The organism is Asticcacaulis sp. P2_C5, assembly GCF_056404555.1.
On sequence record NZ_JBFUDU010000032.1, the window covers coordinates 1 to 3,007 of the forward strand.

Genomic DNA, 3,007 nt, shown 5'->3' on the forward strand with positions numbered 1-3,007 from the left:
CTTGACCGAGGTCAGGCGGTTGTCCTTGTCGAAGACATAGTTGGTCTCGACCAGGGTGGCGTCGATCTGCTTGATCGCATTGTTGAAGACGTCGTAACGGGTTTTAACCGTGTCGTTGGTGATCGGATTGTACTGGTCGGTGACCAGGGCCTGGGTCCCGCCAAAGCCAGTGCCGGCCAGCAGACGCTGGCTGGTGATAAAACCATTACCGTCGACGCGGCCGACCAGGCGGCCCGACTGGTCATAGCGGTAGTCTTCGTTGATATTGACCGGGGTCGCGCTCGGCTGGCCGTTTTCGCCGACTACGGTCACAGCCGCACTCGACTTCCGGGTCAGGTTGCCCATGACGTCGTAGGTAAAGGTGGTGGTGTGGTTGTTGGCGTCGGTCTGGGTCTTGACGTCGCCGAAGGCGTTAAAGGTCTGTGAGGTATCGCTATAGCCGGAGGTCAGGGTGGTCGTCGCCAGGCTGTAGAAGCCACCGCCCAGATCCGTTGCGTTGAATACCTGGGTGGCGGCCAGGCTGTCGAGCGTCAGGCTGAGCGGCGCGCTGGCGCCGGACGAGACCTTACCTGCCTTGGCGTCGACGATGTTGTTGTTGGCGTCGCGGGCAATATACTTGATCTCCCAACTGCTGTTCAGCACGCCGTTGAATGGCGCCAGGTAGGGATCGATATTGTAAGAGCCGGGAATTGGATTGCCGCTGGGGTCATAAATCGGGAGCGCACTGGCCAGCGTGTAATTGCCCGTCGAGTTAAACGGTCGGACATAGACCTTCACCGAGGCGGTCGCCGGATCCAGGTTCTGGATCGTCAGGCCGACACCGGTCTGCGCGATCTTGGTGTCGGTAAACTGGGCGTCGACATAGCAAACTGCTTTTAAGAATTGGGGTTGTCCATTCAGATCGTAGCCTGCCGGATCATACAGGACGATATGCGAACCGTCCGAAGCCAGTTGATAGACTGTTACATACATAAGCGGCTGGTAGGGTCCGTTGGGTGGCGCCGGTGTTGTGGTCATGAAGTTGCAGGTGTAGGTGCCGAGGTCGAGCGTGCCTGCGTTGATCGGCAGCGAGGTTTGCCCTTGGCCGTCGGGGGCGGTGATGCTGACGTAGATCTTGCCGTTACCGTTATGCGTCGTCATGAACGAACTGCTCAGCGACACCTTGATGGTAGCCACAGTATAGGCCCCTACCGCTGCACCGGCATTGGTCAGGGCGACCGTAACCGTTCCGGCCGCGCCGACTCCCAGATTGCCGCCACTCGACACCGTGTTGTCGAGATTGACGCTGGTCGGACGCTTTGTATCGACCAGTTCGTTGCGGCTATCGTAGAGGCTGTAAGTCTTGATCGTACCGGTCAAAAGCAGGGCGGCACTGAGATCCGCCGTAGTTGCCAGGTTGATCCCACCCTGGCTGACGATCTGCACAGTGGCATTGCCGTTGCCGTCATAGCCGAAGACCTTGGTGATACCGTCGTCCATATTGCTGCGCCATACACGGCCGGCAGCATCATAGTCGGCGAACATCTGCGCCCTGGTGATGTCGGGCGCAGCGCTGGTATTGATTCCGGTATTGGTGCCGCGGGCGATGACCTCGCCGAAGGCATTGTAGAAGGCGTCACTGGTCGTGTCGCCATTCGTCCAGGTCGAACCCGACAGAGTCGCCTTGGCTGTCCGGATGACGTGCCCCAGGGCGTCGTAGGTGGTCAGGGTGCCTTCGGTAACGCCATTGCGCAGATAGCTTTCGACCGTCTGGCGGCCATTGGCGTCGTAGCCATAGTTGACGACGTAGTCGACAGCATCCTTCCTGTTGAGCAGGCGCCCGCCGATGCCGTAGGTATAGGTGGTCTTTTCTTCGACCGCGGCGCCGGCGCCGGCGCCGACAATTGTCGTCGCCACATCGCCCAGGCCGTTATAGGTCGTCTGAGTGGTCATCACATTGGCGGTGTCGGTATTGCCCGCGCCGACATTGCCGGTGGTCACCCGCGCCACGCGGCCCAGGCCGTCATAGACATAGTCGGTGTAGTCATTGTTGGCCTCGGTCCGGCGCGACACCAGGCCCAGTTCGTTGTAGGTGAAGTTGACGACAAGATTGCCAGTCAGATTGTGCATGGCGCCGGCGGTCGTGCTGTTTGTGCCGTCGTCGACCGTCCAATAGCTGCCGCCCACGCGCGTCTGCGACTTCACATGGCCATTGTGGTCATAGATAAAGGTCGTCGTGCGGTCCGCGTCGTTGGCATCCGCCGTTGGCGTCGTCGGTGGGCTGCCCCAGGTGGCAGAGGTCCCGCTCAGCTTCCTGGCATACTGCACCTGCTCGGTGACATTGCCCTCGGAGTCGTATTTGTAGGTCGTCAGATAGTTGTCCTGGTCGACCTGCGACACCTTGCGGCCCAGCTTGTCATAATAGGTGTAGATGCTCTTGCCATTGCCGTCTGTCTGGGTGACCAGATTGCCGTTGGCGTCATAGGTTGCGCTGGTCGTCAAGTCCGTCGCTGTCGCCACTGTCCAGGCGCCGTTGCCATTGTTTGCGGTGCTGTCCCAGCTTCCCGTGAGCACGGTCTTGACAGTCGTCGACAGCAGCCGGCTTTCCTTGTCGTAGCTGTAGTCGGTCTCGCGGAAGGTGCCGGTTGGAACGGGCACAACCGTGAGATCCGTCGAGGTGGTTACCTTGGTGTCATAAGACTTCTGCGTCAGGACATTGCCGTTGTCGTCATAGGTCCAGGCCGTGGCGTAGCCCAGGGCGTCGACCTGCAGCGACTTTCGGTCCATCTTGTCGTAGTAGGTGACGGTGACGCCGCCGGCGGCATCCTTGGAATAGACCAGATTGCCGCGCTTGTCGTACTGGAAGTCCTGGATAAGCGTAACCAGGGCCGGGCCACCGTTGAGCGGCACGGTATCGCCAGTCTGCTTCTTCAGCCGGTTATTGGTGTCGTATTCGTAGAATGTGCTACGCTGTTCCGTCGCGCCGACGGCCTCGGTCATATTGGTCCGGTTGCCGAAGATGTCGTAG

Annotated in this window: 1 protein-coding gene; it reads right to left on the reverse strand. The window is 59.9% G+C overall.

The window, feature by feature from the left end:
- A partial coding sequence (locus AC1DXO_RS26060; protein ID WP_476981133.1) for a hypothetical protein occupies nt 1-3,007 on the reverse strand: 3,007 nt, incomplete at both ends.